Raw genomic sequence first — 20,095 nt, 5'->3', positions numbered from 1 at the left:
GACCGGCAGCCGCTAAGGGTTTGTCTGCCGCGACCGGTTGCTCCGCCGCACGAGCACCACCGTCACGACCACACCCACCACGATCAGTGCGAGCACGCCGACCGCGATCCCGATGGTCACGGGCAGGAACGCCGCGATGCCATCGGCGTCAGTGCCGCCAGACTGGCCATCGGATTCCGCAGATGCAAGGGTTTGCTCGGCGGCCGCCACCTGCTCGGGGGAAGGCCGCGGGCTCGTCTTGTTCAGGAGGGGATTCACATCCTCATACCCGAGCGGGTCCTTGCTGAGCACGTGACGCAACGACGCGGTCCCGTACCCGAAACCATCGCTGTCGTTGTACTGGAGTTCGTGGTCTTCGTTGCCCGTGTTGCGCGTGAGCGACTGGAGGAGCTGGTTCCCCGTGGCTTCCGGGTACTTCTGCTTCGCCGCCGCCAGAATGCCGGCGACCTGCGGTGTCGCCAGCGAGGTACCAGTCGCTCGGCCCGCTACGTCCCAGGATCCCGAACCATCGCCTATCGTCGAGATGTCGACGCCCGGTGCGACGACCGTCGTCTCACCGATCTGGTTCTCCACCCCGAGCGCTCCGAGCGGGAGTTTTCCTTCTTGATCGACGGCGCTGACGGCGACGACGCCCGCAAAGCCCGCCGGAAACGCGCCCTCCTTGAAGGCGTCGTTCGGATTTCCCGCCACGAAGGGGATCTTCTTCGCGACGAGTTCGGCGATCGTCTCCACGTCCGCAACAGTGCTGACTCCGACGACCGTTGACGTGGTGATGATGTCAGCTCCATCGTCGATGGCCCGTTGGATCATCCAACCCATCGGTTCGTGACCAGAATCCTTGACGTCGGCCGTCGGCACACAGTCCGATGTCGCACCCAGCCCGTAGAACGTCACCGACGCATCCGGAACGATCCCCTTCGTCCCCGCCACCCCCGTTCCATTGCCGATCAGCATCGCCGTCACCGTCGACCCATGCTCCGACGTCGCCGTCGCCTCAGTCGTCGCAGGATCCTTCCCCACACACGCCGAACCCTCAGCCACCGTCAGATCCGCACCCTGAAAGTCCGGCAGATCCGGATTGATCTGACTATCAATCACCGCGATCTTCACGCCCTTACCGGTCCACCCCTCCGCATTAACGTCCGCGACACCGTAGATGTCGTACCACCACTGCCCGCCATCCGCAGCGGATGCAGGAGCCGCACCAAGTGCCAGCACACCCGCAAGCCCCACCGCGGCCACCGCACCAGCACGCACCCAACGCGTCCGCGACACCACCATCACGCCCCCACCCGCCGACGACTCCGCCGCACCAGCACCACCGTCACAACCACACCCACCACGATCAGTGCGAGCACGCCCACGCCGACACCGATGAACACGGGCAGGAGCGCCGCGATGCCACCAGGATCGGTGCTGGCGGGCTGACCGACGGAGTCCGGAGATATGAGGGCCTCCTCGGCCGCGGCGATCTGCTCTGCCGAAGGCAGTTGCAGCACCTTGTCCAGGAGCGGATTCGTGTCGGCGTACTGCGATGGGTCGGCAGCGAGAACCCCCGTCAGCGATGCGGCCCCGTATCCATATCCGTCGGTCGCGTCGTAGCTCGCCGGCTGATCGCCGCTCCCCGCGTTGTTCACGAGCGCCTGAATGAGCTGGTTTCCTGTCGCATCCGGATACTTCTGCATCGCGACGGCCAGCATTCCGGCGACCTGAGGAGTTGCGAGCGACGTGCCTGTTCCGAGCCCTGGATCATCCCACGAGTTGTTGTCACCAAGAGTGGAGATCCCGACTCCCGGCGCGACGACCGTCGTGTCCAGGATGGCGTTTTCCACACCGAGTGCGGCGATAGGAAGATTGCCGTCACGGTCGACGGCACTGACGCCGACCACCCCGCTCAGACCGGCGGGAAGACCGCCCTGTTTGAAGCCATCATTAGGATTTCCTGCGACGAACGGGGTCTTACTCGCCACGGCCTCTGCCACGGTCATCAGATCCGGTATCGTGGCCTGGCCCTGAACGATCGCCGTCATGACGATGTCCGCGCCGTCATCCAGGGCACGCTGCAGCATCCACCCCAGCGGAGTGTGACCCGAACCCTCCACCTCAGACGTAGGAGTGCAGTCTTCCAGCGCTCCCACGCCGTAGAACGTCACGGATGCGTCCGGGACGATCCCCTTCGTTCCCGCCACGCCAGTGCCGTTACCGATCAGCATCGCGGTCACCGTCGACCCATGCTCCGACTCTGCATTCGCTTCGGTCGTCGACGGCTCCACGCCCTCACACGCCGCACCAGGAGCGACAGTCAGATCAGCGCCCGCGAAATCCGGCAACTCCGGATTGATCTGGCTATCGACGACGGCAATCTTCACACCCTCGCCCGTCCACCCCTCCGCGTGCACATCCGCGACCTTGTACGCGTCGTACCACCACTGCCCGTCATCCGAAGCAGACGCAGGAACCGCACCAAGTGCCAGCACACCCACAAGCCCCACCGCGGCCACCGCACCAGCACGCACCCAACGCATCCGCGACACCACCATCACGCCCCCACCCGCCGACGACTCCGCCGCACCAGCACCACCGTCACAACCACACCCACCACGATCAAAACCAGGAGCCCCACGCCAACCCCGAGGACGACCGGGGGTAACAGCGATCCGTCGGTTGATCCCGCGGGCGGGGCCGCAGCAAGCTCCTGTTCGGCGGCGGCGATCTGCTGGGCCGACGGCTGTTGAAGACGCTTGTCCAGCAAAAGATTCTCGTCCGGGTACTGCAACGGGTCCGCCGCGAGGACGCGGGTGAGAGAAGCGGTCCCGTAGCCGAAGCCATCGTCTGCGTCGAACTCGAGCGGGTGATCTTCGGACCCGGTGTTGTGCACGAGCGACTGGATCAGCTGGTTGCCCGTCGCGTCGGGGTACTTCTGCATCCCGACGGCCAAGATGCCCGCGACCAGCGGAGTCGCCAGCGAGGTCCCAGTGCCGCGCCCGGCGACATCCCATGAACCAGTGGTGTCACCGATCGTGGATATGTCTACGCCCGGCGCAACAACAGTCGTTCCAGAGATTCGGTTCTCTACTCCGAGGCCCCCCGCGGGAAGCGTGGAGTTGCGGTCGATGGCGCTCACCGCGATCACGCCGTTCAACGCTGCGGGAAGAATGCCCTGGTTGAATCCATCGTTGGGATTACCCGCCACGAGCGGAACCTTGCGAGCCACTGCCTCGGCGACGGTCTCGTTATCCGCACTCGTAGTCTCGCCAACGACGACCGCCGTCATGATGATGTCGGCGCCGTCGTCGAGGGCGCGCTGGATCATCCACATCAACGGCGAGTGCCCAGAAGCCTCAACCTCGGGCGTCGGCGTGCAATCCGCCAGAGCACCCACCCCATAAAAAGTCACAGAAGACTCAGGCGCAATACCCTTCGTTCCCGCCACACCAGTGCCGTTACGGATCAACATCGCCGTCACCGTCGACCCATGCTCCGACTCAGCATTCGCCTCAGTCGTCGACGGCTCCACGCCCTCACACGCCGCACCAGGAGCGACAGTCAGGTCAGCGCCATCGAAATCCGGCAACTCCGGATTGATCTGGCTGTCCACCACCGCGATCCTCACGCCCTTACCGGTCCAACCAGCATCATGCGCATCCTGAACGTGGTAACCCTCATACCACCACTGCCCGTCATCCGCAGCAGACGCGGGAGCCGCACCAAGTGCCAGCACACCCACAAGCCCCACCGCGACCACCGCACCAGCACGCACCCAACGCATCCGCGACACCACCATCACGCCCCCACCCGCCGACGACTCCGCCGCACCAGCACCACCGTCACAACCACACCCACCACAATCAGTACGAGCACGCCCACCCCGACACCGATGAACACGGGCAGGAAAGCACCGATCCCCTCCTGCGACGGCTGATCCGTCGGCGCCGACGACGCCAATGCCGCAGCCGCCTCATCGATCTGCTGCTGCGTCGGCCCCACACCCTTGTCGAGAAGCGGGTTGACGTCTTCGTACTGCGTGGGGTCTTTGCTCAGGGTGTGGCGCAGCGATGCCACACCGTATCCATACCCGCCCGTGTCGCTGTACTGCACCTCGTGATCCTCGGTACCTGTGTTGCGCGTCAACGACTGGATCAACTGATTGCCCGTAGCGTCCGGGTACTTCTGCTTGGCCGCCGCGAGAATCCCCGCCACCAACGGCGTCGCCAACGACGTTCCCGTCGCACGGCCCGACACATCCCACGAGCCCGGGTCGGAGCCATCGCCGATCGTTGCGATGTTCACGCCCGGCGCCACCACCGTCGTGTTCGTCACGGCGTTCTCGACACCTAGGGCCGCAATCGGAAGCTTCTGATCGGAACCGACTGCGCTCACACCGACGACGGTGTTCAAATTGGCCGGATAGCCACCCTCTTTGAACACATCGTTCGGGTTCCCCGCGACCACGGGCACCTTCCTGGCTGCGGCCTCGGCGAGAACGAGATCGTCCGGAATACCGCCATCGTCGGTCACCATGGACACCGAAACGATGTCGGCGCCATCCTCTACAGCACGCTTCACCATCCACATGATCGGCGTGATCTTCGATTGCGCGATCTCCGGAAGAGGCTCGCAACCCGCCGTCGCGCCAACTCCGTAGAACGTGACGGACGCATCCGGGACGATTCCCTTCGTCCTTGCGACGCCTGTGCCGTTTCCGATCAGCATGGCTGCCACAGTGGAGCCGTGCTGAGCTCCCGCACTCGCCTCCGTCGATGAGGGCTCGGTACCCGCACACGCCGATCCCTCGGCCACCGTGAGGTTCGCTCCTTGAAAGTCGGGGAGATCCGGGTTGATCTGAGTGTCGACCACAGCGATCTTGACGCCCTTACCCGTCCATCCCTCGGCGTGCACGTCGGCAACGCCGTAGGCCTGATACCACCACTGCCCGTCATCCGCAGCCGAGGCGGGCGACGCACCCACCAGCACACCCGCAAGCCCCACCGCGGCCACCGCAACAGCACGCAACCAACGCGTCCGCGACACCACCATCACGCCCCCACCCGCCGACGACTCCGCCGCACCAGAACCACCGTCACAACCACACCCACCACGATCAGTACGAGCACGCCCACCCCGACACCGATGATCACGGGCAGGAAAACACCGATCCCCTCCTGCGAGGGCTGATCCGTTGCCGGCGGCGACGCCAATGCCGCAGCCGCCTCATCGATGTCCTCCTGCGTTGGTCCGACGTCCTTGTTCAGGAGCGGGTTGACGTCTTCGTACTGCGTCGGATCCTTGCTCAACACGTGACCCAGCGACGCCACACCGTACCCGAAACCGTCGGTGTCGCTGTACTGGAGCTCGTGATCCTCGGCACCCGTGTTACGCGTCAAGGACTGGATCAACTGGTTGCCGGTCGCATGCGGGTACTTCTGCTTCGCCGCAGCGAGAATCCCCGCCACCAACGGTGTCGCCAACGACGTTCCCGTCGCACGCCCCGACACATCCCCTGACCCCGGATCCGAACCATCGCCGATCGTCGCAATGTTCACACCAGGAGCCACCACCGTCGTATTCGTGACAACGTTCTCTACTCCCAGCGCGGCAATCGGGAGCTTCTGATCGGAGTCAACCGCACTCACCCCAACGACAGAGTTCAGTCCTGCGGGGAGGCCGCCCTCCTTAAACACATCGTTCGGGTTGCCCGCGACCACAGGGACCTTCTTCGCCGCAGCCTCCGCAAGAACTCGGTCGTCCGGAGTCGTGCCTTCACCTGTGACCATCGAGACTGAAACGATGTCCGTGCCGTCGTCTACCGCTCGTTTGACCATCCACATGATCGGCGTGAGCTTCGACTCCGCTACCTCAGGCAGCGGGTCGCAGTCCGCGGTCGCTCCGACCCCGTAGAACGTGACCGACGCATCCGGAACGATGCCCTTCGTCCCGGCCACACCGGTTCCGTTGCCGATCAGCATCGCCGTCACGGTCGACCCGTGCTGAGCCCCGGGGCTCGCAACCGACGTCGACGGCTCCGCGCCCACACACGCCGACCCTTCAGCCACCGTCAGATCCGCGCCCTGGAAGTCGGGAAGATCCGGATTGATCTGCGTGTCGACGACCGCGATCTTCGCACCCTTGCCGGTCCAGCCCTCAGCGTGCACATCCGCGACACCGTACGCGTCGTACCACCACTGGCCATCGTCCGCAGCGGATGCAGCCGCAGCTGCGGGCGACGCGGTGCCCAAGACGGCCGCGATCGCCATGAACGCGGTCACAAGATAAGCGCGAGACGCTCGAGTTCGCATCTCTTCTCCCCCCGGAAGCGGCATCGGGGAGCGAACGCTCTCGTTCGCTCCCCGATGCCGACATCAGGCCGCGTCGACCCGCGGCTTCAGCATGTCTTTCAGCGCTGGAACAGCTTTGCCGAGTTGCGGTCGGTGGTCACGTAGTCCTCAGCGATCGACTCGGTCGCCGACGCGATGCGGGCGAGCACCGTCTTCATGTGCTCGAACTCCATCGACCACGCGCGCTGCGCGTTGTCATAGGCCACGCGGGCCGCACCGTCCCAGTTACCGCGAAGGCGGTTCGCCTCCTGCTCGAGAGCACGCAGGGCGCCCTCGATGCGCTGCGATTCGCGGCGCAACTCACCTGCAGATGCGGTCAGCGCCGCTGGAGTGATGCTCAGATCGCCCATCTCACGCTCCTCCCATCATCGCACCCAGACCACCGATGGTGGACTGGTGCTGCTCCTCCAGAGCGTTCTGCGAACGCTCCGTGGAGCGCAACGCCTCCTCCAGGTGGACCAGCGTCTGGTTGATCTTCTGCGCGCCCGCCGTCCACGTCTGCATCATCTGCGCGTAGGACTGCGAAGCCTCGCCCTGCCAGATCGACTGGATCTGGTCGAGCTCAGCGATCACGCGTCGGGTGCTGTCGGCAATGTCGAGGTAGGTCGCTGAGACCGCCTCGGCGCCGCGCAGCAGCGCTCCCTCTTCTGCGGAGATCTTCTCGCTCATGTGTCAGTCCCTTCCCCCTGCGCCCGCGCCCTCGGAGCGAGGGCCGAACTCTGCATCGTCTTCGATCGACGGCGCGATCGGCCCGCCAAGTCCGCGGCCCTTCTTGTCGCTGCGACCGCCGCCACCGGCGCCCGCACCGGCACCACCACCGCCCATCATGCCGGTAGCACCACGCGAGCCGCCCGCTTCAGCGGCGGCACCAGCGGCACCGCCGCCACCGACGCCGCCCTTGCCGAGGAGTCCACCGCCTGCGCCGCCGCCGGCGTTAGCCGTGAGACCGCCACCGAGGCCACCGGCACCACCACGCCCGGCGATACCAGCACCGCCGCCACCGCCCACCCCGGCGATACCAGCACCGCCGCCACCGCCCACGCCGCCGATGCCACCAAGGCGCCCGAGTCCTCCAGCGGCCGCAGCCTTGCCGAGACCGCCGAGAGCCGCGGCACCTCCGGCGCCCGCCATGAAGCCGCTGGAGAGACCGCCCGACCCGGAACCGCCCGAGCCGACTCCGCCGAGTCCGCCGGAGCCGCCGGGCCCGCCCGACCCTCCAGGGCCAACAGGCGCCCACGGTGATTGACCGCCGCCGGGGTACGTCCCGATGCCATCCGTGGGGCCGTCGGGGTGAACGATGACGCCCGGCCCGGGCAGAGGCAACCCGTTATAGATCGGAGGGCGCCCGGTACCACCTGGGCCGCCGTTGTCGCCGCCGTCGGGATCGTTCGGCACGAAGCGCGGGCCACCGCCGTCCGGGTCAGGCATGATCACGCCGCCCTGCCCAGGGGGCACTCCGACCGGAACGTTGTAGTCGGGGTACTTCTGGAAGCTCGGGGTCTGAGGCCCGCCCGGATCGATGTTCGTGTCCTGCAAGTGCGGCGGGATGTTCGGGATACTCCCGTAGACATTCGCCATCGGCGGGAGGTCCGGGAACGCCCGCTGGTCTTCGTTGAGGGCGTTGCTCACCGCCTCGACCGCCGTCTTCGCCTGTGCTTCGCGCTGAGACCCGAGGTACCAGTTCGCTGCGGCGATGGCGCCTTCACCCGCGATGATGGAGAAGCCGGGGAAGAAGATCGTTGTGCCCGCAGCGACATTACGGATCGTTTGCTGATCCTCTGCGCTCAACGACCCCGAGCCGAGCGCTGCCAGATGACGCTGTGCCTCTTCGCGGCGCGTGTTCGCGATGCTGATTGCGGCGGGGAGCGTCGTCTTGACGACGTCAATGAGGTCACCGATGTCCTGCTTCGCCGCCTCCATCTGCGCGATGGCCTCGCGGTCAGTGTCACCCGTCAGACCGGTGTCGCTGGCAACGCGGTTGAGCAACGTCGTGAGCGCGTCCAGAGCTTCGCCGACCTGTGGAAGATTCGGAAGCGTCCAGTCTGGCGCGTTGGCGAGATTCTGGAGGCGCGTCTCCCATTCGCTCATGATTGCCCCTTTCGCTGGGTGCGGTTGTTTCGACGGATGATGATGACGGTCACCACGACGGCGACCAAGACGAGAACGATCACGCCGATACCGACGCCGATCAGAATTGGGACAACCGAGGCCCCGCTCCCCTGCGAGCTGTCGCCAGGAGCCGTAGGCGCCGCCGACGCGAGCGCCTTCTCGGCATCGGCGATGTCGGTGGCCGATGGCTGGTCGAGTCGCTTATCCAAAAGGGGGTTCTCATCGGGATACTGAGTCGGGTCCACGGCGAGCACACGCGTGAGCGAGGCCGCTCCGTAGCCAAACCCGTCAGTCTCGTTGTACCTGAGTGGATGCTCTTGTCCGCCTGTGTTGTGAACGAGCGACTGAAGCAGTTGATTACCGGTCGCGTCGGGGTATTTCTGCATCGCTGCGGCCAAAATGCCAGCCACTTGAGGGGTTGCGAAGGATGTCCCCGTACCCAATCCCGCAACATCCCACGAGCTGCCGTCACCGAGAGTCGAGATCGCTACTCCAGGCGCAACCACGGTCGTCTCAGGGATCGCATTGGCGACCCCGAGCGCGCCGGTGGGCAGCGTGAGATTCTGATCGACGGCACTGACTGCGACGACACCGTCAAGGCTCGCGGGGAGGAACCCTTGAGAGAAGCCATTGTTGGGGTTGCCTGCGACGACCGGCACCTTGCGCGCGATAGATTGCGCGATCGTGCTCACATCCGCAGATGACACCTGGCCGACGACGATGGTTGTAAAGACGATGTCCGCGCCATCATCGAGCGCCCGTTGAAGCATCCACCCGAGGGGTGTGTGCCCCGACTGCTCGACCTCGGTCGTCGGCGTGCAGTCCTCCAGCGTGCCCACCCCGTAGAAGGTTACGGATGCGTCCGGGACGATACCCTTCGTTCCGGCCACGCCAGTGCCGTTCCCGATCAGCATCGCCGTCACCGTCGAGCCGTGTTCTGACAGCGCGGTGGCCTCCGTGGACGCCGGCTCCGCGCCCTCACAAGCTGCGCCAGCAGCCACAGTCAGGTCCGCGCCGCCGAAGTCGGGCAAGTCCGGATTGATCTGGCTGTCGACGACGGCGATCTTGATGCCCGCGCCGGTCCAACCGGCCGCGTGCGCGTCCGCAACCTTGTAGGTGTCGTACCACCACTGACCGTCGTCGGCAGTCGCGGATGACGGCACAGACACAGCGACCGTCAAAGCTGCTACCGGAAGCAGGACAGTGATGGCCCGCCAACCGCGGCGCGAGGTCGAGGGACTTTTCACCAGGTGCGTTCCGTCATCGGACCACCGACCTGCTTGCCCGGCGCGTCTTGGGGCGCGGCAGTGGCGGCCTCGATGAAGGCAGCAGCCTGGCGAGCTTCCAACGACGTGTTTCCGTCCGTCGTCAGGAGCGCCTCCGACGCCTTCTGCAGGGCTTCGGCGTTGGTCTGTACGTACAACTTGACGAGCTCGGTCTTCTTCGCGACGCGGTCCGCGTACCGCTTCAGAGCATCGACGTAGTCCGCTTGCGCCTTCTCCTTAGTGGAGCCCTCCGTCGTGCTGATCTCATCTGGAGTCGGCAACGTCGCTGCCTGCTCTTGAAGACGAGTGATGTTCTGCATGAGTACATCGAGGCTGAGCGAGATCTGGTTCGCGATGCTCATGGTGTTCCCCCGGAAAGTCTGTGTGTGAAAGTCGGATGCGGGCCGGCGCGGTTGATCACCGGCCGACCCGCAACACGAGGTGTGTCAGAGCGCGAAGCGCCCGGCGGCCGAACGGTCGGTCGAGACATAGCCCTGCGAGATCTCTTCGGTCTTCGCCGCGATCTGCTCGAGGAGCGTGTTGAGGGCGATCAGCGACTGGTTCCACTTGCGCTGAGCGTCGTCGTAGGCGTTCTGCGCCTCACCGTTCCAGGAGGCGCGGAGCTTGCCGACCTCGGACTCGAGGGTCTCGAGCTGCGACTTGATCCCGTTGGCGCCGCCGCGGATCTGCTGCGAGAGCGCGATGACCTGCTCGGGACGGACGGACATGGACTGCATTGACGTTTCCTTTCCGAAAGCCTGCGCCGAAGCGTCAGGCGCCCATCATCGAGTTGAGACCGGAGATCGTCTGCTGGTGCGACTCTTCCGAGGCGGCCTGGTCGCGCTCCGTGCCCGACAGGGCCTCCTCGAGCGTCACCAGCACCTCGTTGAGCTTGGTGGTCTCCTGGTTCCACCGCGCCATGAGCTGCGTGTAAGCGCCGGCTGCGGCGCCCGTCCAGAATCCGGAGACCTGCTCGATCTCGGAACGGACCTTCTTGACCTGCTGGTCAACACCGGCCTTGGCCGTGTTGACTGCCTGGGCGCCGCGCTTGAGAGCACCCTCTTCAGCGGAGATCACATCTGCCACGACTTCCCCCTCATCCCTCATCATCGGCGTTCCCGCCAGCCGGCCGCTCTTCCTGAAATGAAGGGCGTAGGAAACCGACCGATCTAAAGCTAGGGAGGTTTTCGAGGGGTGGGCAAGCTCTCCACAGGGCATTGCCATGAGACTTCTCTCACGTTATAACCCACCCGCACTGCGGCGTCCAGCAGCCATGCCCGTCGTGCGGGGGACCATAGAATGGCGGCGCGCGAGGACAGCGCATCTTGTCGCCCGAGCCGGAGGGGGAGCCCGCACCGTGGCCCAGACGATCAGCGCGCCGCGCGCGCTACTTCGGATCTCCGTACAGAGCGAAGGCCGCCGACTCGACATCGGCGTTCCTGCGCACGTGCCGCTCATCGAGTTCATGCCCGGCTTCGCCCGGAGCCTCGGTGTACTCGACCCCACGATGACCTATGCGGGCTATGCCCTGCAGAAGGCCGACGGCACGGTGCTGGATGCGGCGCAGGGTGCCGCGCCGCAGGGCGTCTCGGACGGCGACGTGCTGACCCTCGCCCGCGGCGGCCTCATCGCCCAGCCGCGGGTCTACGACGACATCGTCGAAGCGGTGATCGATGCCACCGGCCAGCAGAACCGCCCCTGGACGGCACGCGACAACGCACGCACCGCCCTGGCCGTCAGCCTCACTCTCCTCGGCCTCTGCGCACTTCTCCTTCTGGCGGCAGGCCCCTCGCTCGGACTCGGCGCGCTCATCGCTGGCGGCGGAGCCGTCATCCTCGCCACCGTCGCCGCCGTCGTCGCCCGGCTCGGGCAACTCGAAGCGGGCCAGGGACTCGGCATCGCCGCATCCGTCTTCGCGGCCCTCTCGGGATACCTCGCCGTGCCCGCGTCGCTGGATCTGTGGGGCTGGCCGCTCGCCGCGGCAGGGCTCGGAATGCTCGTCGTGGGAGGGGCCACGCTCGCACTCATGCCCGACCGCGCCGAGGTGCAACTCGTTCCCGTGGCGCTGGGTGGAGTCGTCGGCATCGCGGCCGCGATCACGGCGCTGCTCCCGGAGGGGACGGTCGCGCCCTACGCACTCATGATCGGCATCGTCGGCACACTCTCCGGCACCCTGCCGTGGCTCGTGCTCAGCTCGACGCGTCTGCGCGTCATCTCACCGCAGAGCGACGCGGACATGTTCGCCGACCCGCAGCCGATCGACGCCGCCGACGTGCGGGCGCGCACAGCGCGTGGACAGCGCACCCTCGTCGCCCTACGCGTCGCGCTCGGCATCGCCGTGCTCGCCGCGACACCGCTCGTGGCCTCCGACGGCGTTGTGGGCGCGATCCTCTGCACACTCGCGTTCCTCGGAATGATGTTCCCGTCGCGCCAGACCTACGCCCGCTCGGGCGTGCTCGCCATCATGGCCGTCGGCACGGCAGGACTCGCCGCATCCGGCCTGACGATCTCGCTCACCCAACCCGAGCTGCGCACGGCGCTGCTCATCGCGCTGGGGGTGGCCGCTGCCATCGTGGTGACCGTCACGCTGCTCTCCCCCAAGGCCCGCACGCGCCTCGCGCGGCTGTCCGACACCGTCGAGCTCGTGCTGCTCGCGCTGCTGCTGCCCCTGGGCGTCATCGCGGCGGGGCTGGCCTGAGCCATGGCGACCAAGAACGACCTCATCGAGGCGCAGACCTTCTCGCGCCGCCGCCTGCTCACGGCCTTTGTCAGCGGCGCCCCCGGCGGCAAGGAGCTCGAGCCCACCGCACCGCTTCGCGCGGTGATCGCCGCCATCGCGCTGACCGTCGGCGTCATCCTGGTCGGGGTGTTCTACGGGCTCATCCGGCCGGGACTGCCGAACGGATGGGACAACGGCAAGCTCATCATCGTCAAAGACACCGGGTCCCGCTTCATCACGCAGGAGGGGGTGCTGTACCCCGTCATCAACACGGCCAGCGCCCGCCTTCTGCTGCCCTCCAGCGACTTCCAGGTGATCGACACCGACCAGCAGAACCTCGAGGGCGTCCGCCTCGGCCCCACGCTGGGCATCGTCGGCGCACCCGACGAGATTCCCACACCGGCGGGGCTGACGAACAGCGGCTGGGGCGCCTGCGTCACCGACGACGCCGCACTGGACGTGCGCATCGGTGGCACTGCCCCACAGGAGGCGAGCGGGCGGGCCGTCGTCGTCGATGCCGCCGGTTCGCGTTACGTGATCTCCGACGGGCTGCGCTTCGCGGTCTCGCAGAACGACGGCGATGCGGTGCTGCGCGCCGCCGGCATCGCCACGCTCAACCCGGTGAAGGTTCCGGTCGACTGGCTGAACCTGTTCACGCCGGGCGCGGATCTCGCCCCCCTGCGCGTCTCGAACGCGGGTGCCGCGGTGCAAGGCACATCGTTGCGGGTCGGAGACGTCGTGCACGCTGCGGGTGAGCCCGAAGACAAGCGCTCTCTCGTGCAATCCGACGGAACCCTCGCCGAGCTGACACCGCTTGCTTGGCAGCTGTACCAGCTCGGCGGCCAGACTTCGCAGGTGCGCGAGGTCACGCAGGCCGAGACGGGCAGCCTTCCCTCCGCGGACAAGCGCGCCGGCGGAGCGGACTGGCCGACGCAGAGCTTCACCGCCATCGACACCGACGACCGCCCCTGTGCCGCGCTCATCGGCGATAACACCGAAACTCGCACCGTGCTGGCCACTCAGCCGCGTTCCGACAGCGTCACCGTTCAGGTGCGTGTCACCGCTGGTGCGGGAGCCCTGGTGCGATCCGGGGGCCGCGGCGATCAGAACACCGCGCTGGTGACGCTGGTCGACGCCACGGGAACCTCTTACGCGCTGCCCGGCGCCACGGAGGAGACCATCGCACGACTCGGCTTCACCCCCGACGACATCGGCACCGCCGCAGACGTGTGGATCGACCTGCTGCGCACCGGTCCGGCATTGACCGAGGATGCGGCCGGCCTATCCACCGACGGCTCGCGCCCGCTGCCCACCCCCACGGCGGGAGGCTGATCGCTTGACCTCCGCACACGCGACGAGTCCGCGACCGCTCCGACGCGTTGCCGCGGCGGTGTCCGCAGCGGCCCTGGCGGGTGTGCTGCTGGGCGCCGTGCCCGTGGATGCGCCCGCCGCATCCGCGCAGTCGTCGCAGGGCTGCAACGCCGCGACGCGTATCGGCGCAGCGCCCCCGGCGCTGTCGATGCTGCAGAGCGATCTGGCGTGGACGATCACCCGGGGGGCGGGCGTGACCGTCGCGGTCGTGGATTCGGGCGTGCTTGCGATCAACCCGCATCTCGTCGACGCGTTCGCGGGCGGAGTGAATCTCGTCGGCGATGGCCAGGCACCCGACGGCTCGACCGACGTGTACGGGCACGGTACGGCGATCGCCGGGCAGATCGCGGCCCGCAAGCTCGACGCGTCGGGCGTCGAAGGTCTCGCCCCTGAAGCGAAGATCCTCTCGGTGCGCGTCTTCGCCAGCGACGACAAGCAGACGGCGGAGGCGGGCTTCGGCCCGCAGATCGGCAAGCTCGCGGCCGGCATCCGTTGGGCGGCCGACGCCGGGGCTCAGATCATCAACGTGTCGATGAGCACGACCGACGACGTGCCCGAGGTGGCGGATGCGGTCGCGTACGCGACCTCTCGCGGTAGCCTCGTGATCGGCAGCTCGGGCAATCGCAACAGCGTCCTCTCGCTCGTGCAAACCGAGGCCGACGTGCCGCGCTACCCGGCGAACTATCCAGGAGTGCTGGGGGTGTCCGCCACGAATCTGCAGGGCGTCGTGACCGACGACAGCATCCACGGCTCGCACGTGGCCGTCGCCGCTCCGGGGCAGAGCATCATCACGACCTCGCAGTTCGGCGGCGACTGCGTGTACTCCGACGACGCCCCGGCCACAAGCTACTCCGCGGGATACGTCTCGGCGGCGGCTGCCCTCGTGGCGGCCGCGCACCCCGACGAGACCCCCGCCGAGTGGGCCTATCGTCTCACCGCGACGGCCGTGCGCAGCGACCCAGACACCCGTGACGACCGGGCGGGTTGGGGAGTCGTGCAGCCCTACGACGCCATCGTGATGCAGCCGGGTCCCGGGCTGCGCGGTCCCGCGAGCCCGTTCCCCGGCAGCGAAGCCGCCGCGCCGGAGCAACCTGCCGCCGACCCCGTCGTCGTGGTGCACAAGCCCGCGCCCGACGAGGAGGCCATCCTGTTCGGAACGACGGCAGCCGTCGGCGCGCTCATCGCGATCGGCGGGGCCGGGGCACTCGGCGTCTTCGTGGCGCGGCGCCGACAGGCCGCGACGGCCACGCCTCCTGCGCGCCGCGGCGGCGGGCTCTACCGCGACGACGAGCCCCGCGACTGAGAGAACCGGTCAGTTCGCTCGGCGAAGCTGCACCACGGCGTCGCCGAGCACGAAGCGGTCCGTCACCGGGGCGGATCCACCCGCCGCGACGGCCTGCTCGGCGCCGGTGGCGTCCAGCAGGCTCACGCCGTTCGTGGAACCGAGGTCGGTGATCGTCCACGCTGTGCCGTCCCAGACGAGACGCGCGTGCTCCTTCGAGACCGTGCGGGCCTCATCCGTGACCGCGACGTACTGCACGCCGCTCGCGGTCGCCCGCGGATTGCGACCGAGCACGAGCGCGACTGCGGCGACAGGGACGACCTCGCCCGTCGGCAGGGTGAGCGACCATCCGCCGGGCACACTTGCGTCCTCCGCGCCGCGCCGGGCGCGCCGGGTGAGGGGCGCAGGCTCTGGCTCGACCGCTCCCGAGCGCAGAACCGGTGCGGGCTGCGCGGGCGTCGGGGGCTGTGCCGGGGCGGCGGAAGTGGGCGGCACCGCTGCGGCGGAAGTGGGCGGAACGGCGGGTGCGGATGCGGGAGCAACAGCCGGCGCGGGGGCCGACGGCACGCCCACGGGCGGCGGCACAGCCGCAGCGGGAGCCACGGGCACGCCCGGAGTCACTCCCCGGCGCATGGGGCCGATCCCACCCGCGACGGGTGCCGGAGGGGCGGCCACGGGTGCAGCGCCCGGAGCGGGAGCTGCCGCAGCGGGAGCGACCGGCGGCACGGGCGGCGCGACGACCGCATCCGGGATGCCGGGCGGACGCTGAGCCGGCGGAGCGACAGCGAACACGGGCGCGGGGCGTCCGGGCGCGACCGCGGGCTGCTGCGGCGCGGCCGGAGCATGACCGCCGGAGAGCACCGCAGCCCACACGGGCGGCAGCAGCACCCCCAGCACGGTCGTTCCCGCGCCGCGGCCCGCCTCGCTGTTGATGCGGTGCACGGCCATGATCTTGAGGATGAGGGCGTAGACGTTCACGAACGGCACGAGCAGCAGCGCCGCCTTCACCGGATCGACGTTGCCGAGCCGGAAGAGCTCCGCCTCGTTCATGATCGGGACCCACGCCCGCCAGGGCTCGGTCTCTCGCTGCTCGAGCACGCGCGAGAGTCCGATGGCGTACCAGACGTGCCAGCCGGCGGCGAAGATGCCGCCGAGCACGGCGACGACGATCACGACGGTCAGCACGACCGAGCTGTCATCCACGGAATCTCCGTCTCCCCTCGGGCCGCCCGCTCGAGGGCCCTCGTCCCACGCTACCGGCCCGCATCCGAGGGACGCAGCCCCTTGCCTTCCGTCAGCGAAGCGACCTTGTATTCATAGCCGGCCGCAAGGAGCGCAGCCGCCCCGCGAGCGAGAGCGTCGGCCGTGTAGGGCAAAGCGGTGATGCTTCCGTGTGCGAGCCCGTCGAGCATGATCACGAGACGAGTGCGGCCCGCATCCGTCTCCGCAGACAACGTCGCCCGCGCCTCGAAGCCCCACGTCCGCATGCCACGGACGAGTTCGACGGGGACGACGTTCGAGGCGATGAACCGCAGCGCCGATCCGGCCTTCAGCCGGCGCATCGACGGCGCAGAGTCGATCATGCGGTACTTCGCATCGACCAGACCGCGAGCGAACGCGTCGAGCGCAACGGATGCGGGCGCCGTCGTTCGCACGATCCAGGTCGGCTTGATGAAGGGGCCGCCCTCGATCGGGAAGCGACCCGCCGCATCCGTCTCCATGCGCCCTCCGACGCTGATCGACCTCAGGCGCCGCGCAGGCGCTCCGCCAGATAGGCGTGCAGCTTCTCGAGCGGCACGCGCTCCTGCGTCATGGTGTCGCGATCGCGCACCGTGACGGCGTCGTCTTCGAGCGAATCGAAGTCGACCGTGACGCAGAACGGTGTACCGATCTCGTCCTGACGGCGGTAGCGCCGGCCGATGGCGCCGGCGTCGTCGAAGTCGACGTTCCAGCGGCCGCGCAGCTCGTCCGCCACACGCCGAGCCAGCGGCGAGAGGTTCTCGTTGCGGCTCAGCGGCAGCACCGCGACCTTGACAGGCGCGAGACGCGGGTCGAGCTTGAGCACCGTGCGGGTGTCGACGCCACCCTTCGCGTTCGGCACCTCTTCCTCGCGGTAGGCGTCGACGAGGAACGCCATCATCGCGCGCGTGAGGCCGAACGAGGGCTCGATGACGTACGGCGTGTACGTGGCGTTCGAGGCCTGGTCGAAGTAGGCGAGCTTGGTGCCCGACGCCTCGGCGTGGCTCGACAGGTCGTAGTCGGTGCGGTTGGCGACGCCCATGAGCTCGCCCCACTCCTTGCCCTGGAACCCGAAGCGGTACTCGACGTCGATCGTGCCGGCGGAGTAGTGCGCGCGGTCCTCTTCGGGCACATCGAGCCGACGCATGTTGTCGGCGTCGATGCCGAGATCGATGAACCAGTTCCAGCAGGCCTCGACCCAGTGCTCGAACCACTCGTTCGCCTCGGCGGGCGGCGTGAAGTACTCGATCTCCATCTGTTCGAACTCGCGCGTGCGGAAGATGAAGTTTCCGGGAGTGATCTCGTTGCGGAACGCCTTGCCGACCTGGCCCACGCCGAACGGCGGCTTCTTGCGGCTCGCGGTGAGCACGTTCGAGAAGTTGATGAAGATGCCCTGCGCGGTCTCGGGACGCAGGAAGTACAGGCCCGACTCGTCGTCGACGACGCCGAGGTAGGTCTTCACGAGGCCGGAGAAGGCCTTGGGCTCGGTGTACTGCCCCTTCGTGCCGCAGTTCGGGCACGGGATGTCGGCCAGCCCGTTCTCCGCGGGGCGCCCCTTGCGCGCCTCGAAGTCCTCGATGAGGTTGTCGGCGCGGAACCGCTTGTGACAGTGCAAGCACTCCACCAGCGGGTCGGTGAAGGTCGCGACGTGGCCGGATGCCTCCCACACACGCTTGGGCAGGATGATCGACGAGTCGAGCCCCACCATGTCGCCACGACCGCGGACGAAGGTCTGCCACCACTCGCGGCGGATGTTCTCCTTGAGCTCCGTGCCGAGGGGGCCGTAGTCCCAGGCGGAACGCGATCCGCCGTAGATCTCGCCCGCCTGGAAGACGAACCCGCGATGGCGGGCGAGGGCGATGACTTTGTCGAGACGGGACTGCTCGGCCACGGTGGCTCCAATGGTCGCTGTGCGAAGGGCGCGCGGGCGCATCGGGGATGCGGCGCGGGATCATCCGATTCTATCCGCGCCGGTCACGCTCTCCGCCGCGCGCTCTGCGCGGGTCAGCCGGTGGGGGCGGCGGCGCACGCGGCAGCGATCCGCGCCGCCACGACACCTTCGGGATCGGCCAGTGGCGTCACCGCGACACCGATGGCCGCGCCCAGCGCGAATCCGATCGTCGCCGTGGGGTCCTCGCTCGCGCCGCTCACCGACGGAGAGGGAGTGGGCACCGGGGCCGCATCCGCTCCCGCGGGCGCACTCGCGTCCGCCTCGCAACGGATCTGCGGCAGAGACACCACGATCTCGGCGCTCTGGCCCGCCTCGACCTCGATGCTTCCCGAGCCGACCTTGCGACCGATGCCGGCGAATCCCGGAGCGTCGATGCGGATGCGGGTGAGCGCGAGGTTCTCGTCGGTCGTGTTCTCGACCCACAGTCGGACCTCGTCGGCACCCTGGGCGGGCGTCGCGGGCAGAAGGGTGGCCGTGATGCCGGACGGGAGCGCCGTCGCGCTCGGCGCCGGGCGCGGCTGCGCGCCGCATCCTGCCAATGCGAGAGCCGCGATCAGCAGTGCTGCCGTCGCCACCCCGGTGCGCGCCGCCCCACGGCGCGCGGGCCTCGCAGACGCGGCATCTCCCCCATTCGGCATACCTGCACTGTAACCGGGGGGCGCCTATGGCTTCCCTGAGGGCTCAGCTCCTCGCGGCCGCTTTCGCGGCCCGCTTCGTCTCGCGGACCTTCGCGAGGGACTCGGGACTCGTGATGTCGGCGACCGAGCGGAACGAGCCTTCCTCGCCGTACGGAGCGGATGCCTCGCGCCATCCGGCGCCGGTGAACCCGCGCTGCTTGCCCAACAGCGCGAGGAAGATCTTCGCCTTCTGTTCACCGAAGCCCGGCAGGGCCTTGAGCCGCTTCAGCACCTCGCGGCCGTCGGGGTCGCCCTCGCTCCAGATCGCCGCCGCATCCCCGTGCCACCGGTCGGCGATCTCGGCGCTGAGCTTCTGGACGCGCTCCGCCATCGATCCGGGGAAGCGGTGCACGGCGGGGGTCTGGCCGAACGCCGCGGCGAAAGCCTCGGGGTCGTACGCCGCGAGCGCCGCCGGCTCCAGCGTGCCGACCCGGTCGAGGATCTTGAGAGGCCCGGCGAACGCGGTCTCCATCGCGACCTGCTGGTCCAGCAGCATCCCGATCAGCAGGGCGAACGGGTCGCGCGTCAGCAGTGCGTCGGCGTTCTCGTCGGCGGTGATATGCAGGTCGGCGCTCATGCGTCTCCTTCGTGATGCGGGGCAGGTACGGGCGTGCGAAACCGATCCGGGCGGTTCTTCTGCGGCCGGCGTCGGTTCTGCGCGAGGGGCCGTAACGCGCCCTCGAAGTAGGCGATCGCCGCCAGAGCATCCACGTGCCCGTGCGTGATGCTCCGCCCCACCACGGGAAGCGGGTATCGGGGGTTCTCGTAGACCGCGGCGATCCGAAGGATGGCGGCGTGATCGTCGGCGCTCATCGCCAGGGCGCGTTCGGCGAGCTCGTCCTCGCCGAAGTCCCAGAGACACCCCGCGATCAGGGTGACCGGTGCGCTCACCCGGAAGTTCGTCCGACCCTTCATGGCCTCCAGGACGTCAGGCGCCCAATGAGAGGCGGCGGGTGCTTCGGCGCGCATGTCTCCATGGTGCCAGTCCCCGGACCGCGGCGGCAGGGATGGGCGGGGCGGCAGGGATGGGCGGAGGCTGTGGGGCGGGTGGGGGCGAGTGCCGGGGGCGCCGCCAGCGCGCCGCCAGCCCGTTCCCCTGTCAGAGATCGACGCCAACGCGTCGATCTCTGACAGGGGAACACCACCC

General features: G+C 68.2%; 21 protein-coding genes. 3 read left to right on the top strand and 18 right to left on the bottom strand.

The window, feature by feature from the left end:
• Nucleotides 1-12: 12 nt before the first annotated feature.
• The 12 genes from KYX17_RS08600 to KYX17_RS08545 form a co-directional block, all read right to left on the bottom strand.
• Nucleotides 13-1,281 carry a S8/S53 family peptidase gene (locus KYX17_RS08600; protein WP_243227278.1) on the bottom strand — a complete coding sequence of 423 codons (1,269 nt, stop codon included), beginning with the start codon at nt 1,279-1,281 and terminating at the stop codon, nt 13-15.
• Nucleotides 1,281-2,540: a S8 family serine peptidase gene (locus KYX17_RS08595; protein ID WP_243227277.1), complete on the bottom strand. Its 1,260-nt coding sequence runs from the start codon at nt 2,538-2,540 to the stop codon at nt 1,281-1,283. Before KYX17_RS08595 ends, KYX17_RS08600 begins: the two co-directional genes overlap by 1 nt.
• Nucleotides 2,540-3,784, bottom strand: a complete 1,245-nt coding sequence (locus KYX17_RS08590; protein WP_243227276.1) for a S8/S53 family peptidase — start codon at nt 3,782-3,784, stop codon at nt 2,540-2,542. Before KYX17_RS08590 ends, KYX17_RS08595 begins: the two co-directional genes overlap by 1 nt.
• Complete coding sequence (locus KYX17_RS08585) at nt 3,784-5,037, bottom strand: S8/S53 family peptidase (RefSeq protein ID WP_243227275.1); 1,254 nt, start codon at nt 5,035-5,037, stop codon at nt 3,784-3,786. The genes KYX17_RS08590 and KYX17_RS08585 overlap by 1 nt, the downstream gene beginning before the upstream one ends.
• Nucleotides 5,037-6,254, bottom strand: a complete 1,218-nt coding sequence (locus KYX17_RS08580) for a S8/S53 family peptidase (RefSeq protein ID WP_243226585.1) — start codon at nt 6,252-6,254, stop codon at nt 5,037-5,039. The genes KYX17_RS08585 and KYX17_RS08580 overlap by 1 nt, the downstream gene beginning before the upstream one ends.
• Before the next feature lie 140 nt (nt 6,255-6,394).
• Complete coding sequence (locus KYX17_RS08575) at nt 6,395-6,685, bottom strand: WXG100 family type VII secretion target (RefSeq protein ID WP_243226584.1); 291 nt, start codon at nt 6,683-6,685, stop codon at nt 6,395-6,397.
• Between the two features lies 1 nt (nt 6,686).
• On the bottom strand, nt 6,687-7,004 hold the full coding sequence (locus KYX17_RS08570) for a WXG100 family type VII secretion target (protein WP_137418809.1): 318 nt from the start codon (nt 7,002-7,004) through the stop codon (nt 6,687-6,689).
• A 3-nt stretch (nt 7,005-7,007) separates the two neighbouring features.
• Nucleotides 7,008-8,423 carry a hypothetical protein gene (locus KYX17_RS08565; RefSeq protein ID WP_243226583.1) on the bottom strand — a complete coding sequence of 472 codons (1,416 nt, stop codon included), beginning with the start codon at nt 8,421-8,423 and terminating at the stop codon, nt 7,008-7,010.
• Nucleotides 8,420-9,613, bottom strand: coding sequence for a S8/S53 family peptidase (locus tag KYX17_RS08560; protein WP_243226582.1), 1,194 nt, complete (start codon nt 9,611-9,613; stop codon nt 8,420-8,422). Before KYX17_RS08560 ends, KYX17_RS08565 begins: the two co-directional genes overlap by 4 nt.
• A 74-nt stretch (nt 9,614-9,687) precedes the next feature.
• Nucleotides 9,688-10,071: a hypothetical protein gene (locus KYX17_RS08555; protein ID WP_243226581.1), complete on the bottom strand. Its 384-nt coding sequence runs from the start codon at nt 10,069-10,071 to the stop codon at nt 9,688-9,690.
• An 84-nt stretch (nt 10,072-10,155) separates the two neighbouring features.
• A complete protein-coding gene (locus KYX17_RS08550; protein ID WP_234073807.1) occupies nt 10,156-10,446 on the bottom strand; it encodes a WXG100 family type VII secretion target in 291 nt (96 codons plus the stop codon).
• Between the two features lie 34 nt (nt 10,447-10,480).
• Nucleotides 10,481-10,795: a WXG100 family type VII secretion target gene (locus KYX17_RS08545; protein WP_137418805.1), complete on the bottom strand. Its 315-nt coding sequence runs from the start codon at nt 10,793-10,795 to the stop codon at nt 10,481-10,483.
• Between the two features lie 271 nt (nt 10,796-11,066).
• Between KYX17_RS08545 and eccD the strand changes: the two genes are divergently transcribed.
• The 3 genes from eccD to KYX17_RS08530 are packed head-to-tail and all read left to right on the top strand — an operon-like array spanning nt 11,067 to nt 15,102.
• Nucleotides 11,067-12,407 carry a type VII secretion integral membrane protein EccD gene (gene eccD / locus KYX17_RS08540; protein ID WP_243226580.1) on the top strand — a complete coding sequence of 447 codons (1,341 nt, stop codon included), beginning with the start codon at nt 11,067-11,069 and terminating at the stop codon, nt 12,405-12,407.
• Between the two features lie 3 nt (nt 12,408-12,410).
• A complete protein-coding gene (gene eccB, locus KYX17_RS08535) occupies nt 12,411-13,760 on the top strand; it encodes a type VII secretion protein EccB (RefSeq protein WP_243226579.1) in 1,350 nt (449 codons plus the stop codon).
• A 4-nt stretch (nt 13,761-13,764) separates the two neighbouring features.
• Nucleotides 13,765-15,102 (top strand): S8 family serine peptidase, encoded by a 1,338-nt coding sequence (locus tag KYX17_RS08530; RefSeq protein ID WP_243226578.1) that lies wholly within the window; start codon nt 13,765-13,767, stop codon nt 15,100-15,102.
• A gap of 9 nt (nt 15,103-15,111) precedes the next feature.
• On the opposite strand, the gene KYX17_RS08525 is transcribed toward KYX17_RS08530, so the two are convergent.
• From KYX17_RS08525 to KYX17_RS08500, 6 genes are all read right to left on the bottom strand, one after another.
• Complete coding sequence (locus KYX17_RS08525; protein WP_243226577.1) at nt 15,112-16,284, bottom strand: FHA domain-containing protein; 1,173 nt, start codon at nt 16,282-16,284, stop codon at nt 15,112-15,114.
• Nucleotides 16,285-16,334: 50 nt separating this feature from the next.
• A complete protein-coding gene (locus KYX17_RS08520) occupies nt 16,335-16,802 on the bottom strand; it encodes a hypothetical protein (protein ID WP_243226576.1) in 468 nt (155 codons plus the stop codon).
• 23 nt (nt 16,803-16,825) lie between these two features.
• Nucleotides 16,826-18,211, bottom strand: coding sequence for a glycine--tRNA ligase (locus tag KYX17_RS08515; protein ID WP_243226575.1), 1,386 nt, complete (start codon nt 18,209-18,211; stop codon nt 16,826-16,828).
• A gap of 113 nt (nt 18,212-18,324) precedes the next feature.
• Nucleotides 18,325-18,909 (bottom strand): hypothetical protein, encoded by a 585-nt coding sequence (locus KYX17_RS08510; RefSeq protein WP_243226574.1) that lies wholly within the window; start codon nt 18,907-18,909, stop codon nt 18,325-18,327.
• A 43-nt stretch (nt 18,910-18,952) separates the two neighbouring features.
• Entirely contained in the window at nt 18,953-19,525 is a 573-nt protein-coding gene (locus tag KYX17_RS08505) for an HhH-GPD-type base excision DNA repair protein (RefSeq protein ID WP_243226573.1), read from the bottom strand.
• A complete protein-coding gene (locus KYX17_RS08500) occupies nt 19,522-19,917 on the bottom strand; it encodes a hypothetical protein (protein ID WP_243226572.1) in 396 nt (131 codons plus the stop codon). The genes KYX17_RS08505 and KYX17_RS08500 overlap by 4 nt, the downstream gene beginning before the upstream one ends.
• Between the last annotated feature and the right edge of the window lie 178 nt (nt 19,918-20,095).

The sequence above is a fragment of the Microbacterium sp. CIAB417 genome, assembly GCF_022788845.1.
The sequence above is the reverse complement of the archived record's forward strand: the minus strand, read 5'-3'. Positions and strand labels throughout refer to the sequence as shown.